Here is a 5,519-nt window from a genome sequence, read left to right on the forward strand (position 1 = left end):
AGGCGGAAGATGTTATCCAGGATCTTGGCGTTGTTCGGCTCCTGCTCGAACTTCACCAGCTGGTTGTCCACGGTGTCCAGGCTCTCGCTGGTCTCCGTCAGAAACTCCCGCAACAGATCATCCATGAAAACAGGCCTTCATACAGGAAGGGCGCGCACGAGGCGTGATGCGCCATTTCGGAATGGGGCCAGCTTCACCGCAAAGCGTTTAATATTGGTTGAGTATGTGCAAAAGAACGGAACCAACAAAGAGATAGGGCGCTCCGGACAAACCGAAGCGCCTCATAAAGATTCGATTAAGAAGCCGAACGCGACGCGTCTGTTTTACGAAGCGCTAACGATGATGGCGTCGCCTTCGGGCGCGAGCGTCACCGTGAGCCCGCAGGACTGCGCGAGCAGCCGCGTGTAGTAAGGCTGGATTGCATGCGCATCTGCGGCAGGCCCGCGCTCGCCGCTCAGGAGCTCGGAGATGTTTTGCGGCAGGCGCGCATTGTGCCCCGTCGCAGTGATGCGGAAGCTCATCGTCTCGCCCTCGCCGATCGGATCAACCGTCAGCATGCCGCCGCGCGGGATCGTATGCTGGGCGACGACCAGCATGTTGAGCAGCAGCTTGACGCGATTCTTCGGCAGCAGCAGCCGCGGCAGATTCCAGGTGATCGAGCATTTGCCGTCCTCGATGTGGCCGCGCGCCATGGTCTGGGCATCGCCGAGATCGATCTGGGCGCCGGAGGAGCCGGCGGCGCCGAAGGCAAGGCGGCAGAACTGGAGTCGGGCGGAGGCAGTCTTGGCGCTCTTGCGGATCAGGTCGAGCGCGAACTCGCGATCTTCCGGCTTGGGATCATCGTCGAGCACTTCGAGCCCGTTGACGATGGCACCGACGGGGCTGATGAGATCGTGGCAGACCCGCGAGCACAGGAGCGCGGCGAGTTCGAGCATATCGGGAGCAGTAGCGGTCGCGGGCGACGAGGCGTCAGACATATAATGGGGTCCTGGAGGGTTCCTGGAATTGCACGGCGCTGGACGCCGCGAATCACGCATGCTTGACGGATGCTGCGGGTTCTAACATTCGCCAGCCGGTGGCAGCTAGCTTGCGATAGGTTCGAAGCGGCCATAAGAGCTGCGGGCGAATCAATTGAGAGGGCAGACTTGCCGATGAATGAGGCATGCAGGTGAGGATCATCGATGCCGAGGCCGCATCCGGATTGATGGAGGCGCTCACCGCACTGGTGGTGAAGGCGGGCGAAGCGATCCTTGCCGTCAACCGCTCCGCCATGCGGATCGAGGGCAAGCAGGACGGCTCACCGGTGACCGAGGCCGACCTCGCCGCAGACCGCATCATCGCCGACGGCCTGGCGCGGCTCGCGGGCGACGTTCCGACGCTGTCGGAAGAGCGGACCCAGCTCGCCGCCCCGCCGTTTCAGGGCAGCTTCTTCCTGATCGATCCGCTCGACGGCACCAAGGAGTTCGTCGCCGGCCGCGACGAATTCACCGTCAACCTCGCCCTGGTGACGGACGGCGTTCCCTTGCTCGGCATCGTCAGCGCACCCGCGCTCGGGCTGCTCTGGCGCGGCATCGTCGGGCGCGGCGCCGAGCGGGTGAAGTTCGACGGGGCAACCATCGGGGCGGCCGAGCCGATCCACACCCGAAAGCTGCCGGCACCGGGCGAGCCCTGGATCGCGGCGGTGAGCCGCTCCCATGGCGACCCCAAGAGCGAGGCGTTCATCGACGACAGGCCCAATGCCGTCAGGAAGACCTGCGGCTCGGCCGTGAAATTCGGCCGGATCGCGGAAGGCAACGCCGACATCTATCCCCGTTTCGGGCCGACCTCGGAATGGGATGTCGGGGCCGGCTGCGCGGTCGTGACCGCGGCTGGCGGCAAGGTGACCGACGGCAAGGGCGGCGAGCTCCGATTCGGCCAGCGCAGCGATACGGGCTTCATCATCCCGGAATTCATCGCCTGGGGCGACCCGCAGGCCGTAGGCTGCTACTGACCGAGCTGTTCCTGAAGAGTCGGCCAGCGCTTGCCTACCTCATAGAGGAAGCGCTCGGGATCGGCGACGAAAGCGTCGCGATTGGCTTCCCGGCTGAACAAATAGAGCCGCTGCGCCACGATCGCGAAGAAATGCGGATTGCCGGCGATGGTGACGCCGCGGGCGATATCGGCCGGATCGTAGCCGCCGAATTGCGGACCATAGATCTCGGGATGCGCCAGAAAGGAGGCTCGGTTGCCCTCGTTCCGGAAGCGCCAGACCGCACCCCGGAGATTCGCCTCGAACTCTGCCGTCCCCTGCACGGCCTTGCCAACAACGAAATAAGCGACGGGGTCGAAGCCCTCGATGGCGACGCCGGTGAAGCGGTTGACGACGATCCGTTCGGTGGTGGTAGCCGCTGCCGGTAACCCCGGGCAGATGATCCAGATGCCCGCCAACAGGCCGATGAGGCCGATCAAGGCAATTCCGGGGCGCAAAGGGCTATCTTCCTGCCGTTGTGCCGTCATAGTTGCTGCGGATAACATCCGAGTCGAGGGGACATTCGGCGCAACCTACAGCCGTGCCTGTTGGCGTCAGGTTAAGGAAGCGATCGGATTCGGTACCAGGGGTTCTTTTATGACTTTCGCATCACGCCTTGCTGCGCTCGCGCTTGCCGCGATGATCGGCTGGATCGTGCCGGCCTCCGCCCAGCAGGCGCCGCCGCCCAACCTGCCGCCGCCGCAGCGAGCCCCGTCCCCCAACACCTATGGGCCGGACGAGCTCGTCACGGCCGGCCACCGCTTCTTCGGCAACGTCTCGCGCGGGCTCGCCTCGATCATCGAGAAGGCGGTCAGCCAATGGGGCCTGCCGAACGGCTACATCCTGGGTGAGGAAGGCTCCGGCGCCTTCGTCGCCGGCCTGCGCTACGGCGAAGGCACGCTCTACACCAAGAATGCCGGCGACTTGCGCGTCTACTGGCAGGGTCCCTCGCTCGGCTTCGACTGGGGCGGCGACGGCGCCCGCACCATGACGCTGGTCTACAACCTGCCCGCCACCAATGCGATCTACCAGCGCTTCGCCGGCATCGACGGCTCGGCCTACATCATCGGCGGATTCGGCATGACGGCGCTCACCGCCAACAACATCGTGCTGGTGCCGATCCGCTCCGGCCTCGGCCTGCGGCTGGGTGCCAATATCGGCTATCTCAAATACACCCCGCGGGCGACCTGGAACCCGTTCTAGGTCCTCGCCTCTTATCCGCCTACGGATCAAGGTTAACGACAGAGCGGGGCTGGCTTTTTGCCGGCCCGCCATGGCATTGTCGTTGGTGAATTTTTCCTTAAGCTTGGGAGTTCTGGCCCATGGTCGAACCGATCATGTACCTGGCGATCGGTTTCCTGCTCTCGATGCTGTGCTGGCTCGCGATCGTGCCGCTGGTGCATAACCGCGCGGTGCGCCTGACCACGCGCCGGCTGGAGGCCGCGACTCCGCTGTCGATGGCCGAGATCCAGGCCGACAAGGACCAGCTCCGTGCCGAATTCGCCATGTCGGCGCGGCGGCTCGAGATGAGCGTCGAGCAGCTCAAGAACAAGACCACGAGCCAGCTCGCCGAGCTCGGCAAGAAGAGCGACGCCATCAACCGCATGAAGATCGAGCTTGGCGAGAAGAACGCCACGATCTTCGCGCTCGAAGCGCGCGAGAAGGCGATGAAGGAGCAGCTGCGCGCCACCGAGGAGGAATTCAACGCCAAGACCGAGGCGTTGCACGCCGCCGAGATCGCGCTGGCCGACAAGCAGGCCGAGCTCGCCAGGATCAATGCCGAGCTGTCCGACCGCTCGATGATGGCGGAGAGCCGCCAGGTCGAGCTCATTGCCGTGCGCGCGCAAATCGAGGAATTGAAGAACCGCGTCGGCGATGCCGAGAAGGAATTTGCCGCCACGCAAGCTCGCCTCGCGCAGGAGCGGACCGACTCCGAGACCGCCTCGCGCGAACTCGGCGAGGCGCGCGGCCGCGTCGAGAATTTGAGCCAGCGCATCACCGAGCTCGATCGCCAGCTCATCGTGCAGGTGAAGGAGGCCGAGATGCTGTCGGGCCGCGTCGCCGACCTCGAAGGGCGACTTGCGACGCAAGGCAAGCTGCTCGCCGAGCGCGACTATGAGAACAACCAGCTGCGCCAGGCCAACGAGGCCGCCGAGCGCACCATCAAGGAGCTGCGCGTCGAGATCGCCGCCTTGAGCGGCGGCAAGTCGTCGGCCGCGTTTGCAGCGATCCGCGCGGAGAAGGCCGCGTTGGAGGAGCAGCTCCGCTCCGCCCGCGACGAGCGCGCAAAGCTCCAGCGCGACATCAACGCGATCCAGCAGCAGGCGGAAAGCTCCTGGGCGACCGAGCGCATGGAGAACGCGCTGCTGCGCGAACGCATCAACGACATCGCCGCGGAAGTGGCAAAACTCGCGATGCAGCTCGAAGGCCCGAACTCGCCGATCGAGGCGCTGCTGGCAGCCGAAGCCGGCCAGCCGCCCAAGCCGGCGCCACGCCCGGCCAACGATGCCGCGACCAATGGCGCGGGCGCTGCCACCCTGCCCGAAGGCGGCGGAACGCTCGCCGAACGCATCCGCGCCCTCCAGGCCCACGCCTCCCGCGCGCGCCAGCAAGGCGCGTAACCGGCCCAAAATCCGGCTTCCCTCGCGAATTGCGCGACCTGCGGAAGGTTTTCCGCCGCCGCGCCGCCTGGAAACTTGACACCTTCGGCCGGCACTTCTAAATCGCGGGCTCCGATGTGCCGGCCGGCCGAAAGGTCCGGCCGCCTGCATGATGGTCCCGGGCGCATAGCTCAGCGGGAGAGCGTTCCCTTCACACGGGAGAGGTCCAAGGTTCGATCCCTTGTGCGCCCACCACGTAACCCCCTAAAATAACTTGCAAATTTAGGCTAACGCTGGGATGCCAGAGAGCGCCAGAGCGCTTCTGAGGGCAGGACAGAGTAAGAACATCCGTGCATTCCCGTGCATTATCCGTGCAAAATCCGCGCAGCTTGTTCTCTGCGCGTTCACGGCAAAGGGATTGGGTCCCTAGGGTGTTTTGGGTCATTCCTAGACCGCTCCCATTTCCTGTACATCCATCCGGCCAAAATCAACGGGCCAATGGCGGTCCCGAGCAGGACTAGAAACAGGATCGGATAGGCGGCAATCAACCGCGTCAGCCAACTGTGATCGCCCCTCATCACAGACGGGAGCGCCAGCATTGCAATGGGACAGCAGATAACCATCCAAAATGCAACGGCGGTTTGCCATGCCTTGCGCATAGGCCAGAGTATGCCTCTTGAGCGGCCAGATTCCTAGAGCATGATGTTTTTATACGGAAACATAGCCTGAGTTTTTGAAGTAGTTGGTGCACTCCTCCTTGGAGAAGAGATCGAGGAGTTCACCGACCTTTCTCCAGGTTGCCTCCACGTCACGGGGCTCGGCAGCTCGCATGAGATGTTTGAGTTTGGCGAAGACCTGCTCGATCGGATTGAGGTCCGGGCTGTAGGGCGGCAAGAAGATGCGGTGGGCGC

General features: G+C 64.3%; 6 protein-coding genes and 1 tRNA gene. 4 read left to right on the forward strand and 3 right to left on the reverse strand.

Features of this window, described 5'->3' with window-relative positions; all coding sequences use genetic code 11:
* Positions 1-323: 323 nt before the first annotated feature.
* Positions 324-977, reverse strand: coding sequence for a histidine phosphotransferase ChpT (gene chpT, locus EAV90_RS38650; protein ID WP_164937296.1), 654 nt, complete (start codon positions 975-977; stop codon positions 324-326).
* 185 nt (positions 978-1,162) lie between these two features.
* Between chpT and EAV90_RS38655 the strand changes: the two genes are divergently transcribed.
* On the forward strand, positions 1,163-1,990 hold the full coding sequence (locus EAV90_RS38655; protein ID WP_129146425.1) for a 3'(2'),5'-bisphosphate nucleotidase CysQ family protein: 828 nt from the start codon (positions 1,163-1,165) through the stop codon (positions 1,988-1,990).
* Here EAV90_RS38655 and EAV90_RS38660 read toward each other — a convergent pair.
* A complete protein-coding gene (locus EAV90_RS38660; protein WP_129146426.1) occupies positions 1,984-2,466 on the reverse strand; it encodes a YHS domain-containing (seleno)protein in 483 nt (160 codons plus the stop codon). The two genes, EAV90_RS38655 and EAV90_RS38660, sit on opposite strands and share 7 nt — an antisense overlap.
* A 139-nt stretch (positions 2,467-2,605) precedes the next feature.
* Here EAV90_RS38660 and EAV90_RS38665 point away from each other — a divergent pair, with 139 nt between their 5' ends.
* The 3 genes from EAV90_RS38665 to EAV90_RS38675 all read left to right on the forward strand — a co-directional run bounded on the left by EAV90_RS38665 (position 2,606) and on the right by EAV90_RS38675 (position 4,863).
* Complete coding sequence (locus EAV90_RS38665) at positions 2,606-3,211, forward strand: DUF1134 domain-containing protein (protein ID WP_129146427.1); 606 nt, start codon at positions 2,606-2,608, stop codon at positions 3,209-3,211.
* A 119-nt stretch (positions 3,212-3,330) separates the two neighbouring features.
* The gene (locus EAV90_RS38670; RefSeq protein WP_129146428.1) at positions 3,331-4,629 is read left to right on the forward strand and encodes a coiled-coil domain-containing protein; all 1,299 of its coding nucleotides are present in this window, start codon (positions 3,331-3,333) and stop codon (positions 4,627-4,629) included.
* A 159-nt stretch (positions 4,630-4,788) separates the two neighbouring features.
* Positions 4,789-4,863 (forward strand) — tRNA-Val (locus EAV90_RS38675).
* Positions 4,864-5,316: 453 nt separating this feature from the next.
* Here the strand turns inward: EAV90_RS38675 and EAV90_RS38680 are convergent.
* Positions 5,317-5,519, reverse strand: a 203-nt coding sequence (locus EAV90_RS38680) for a transposase (RefSeq protein ID WP_208738556.1), incomplete at its 5' end; no start/stop codon positions are given.

Origin of the sequence: Bradyrhizobium vignae, assembly GCF_004114425.1 — a bacterium.
GTDB classification, from domain to species: Bacteria; Pseudomonadota; Alphaproteobacteria; order Rhizobiales; family Xanthobacteraceae; genus Bradyrhizobium; species Bradyrhizobium vignae.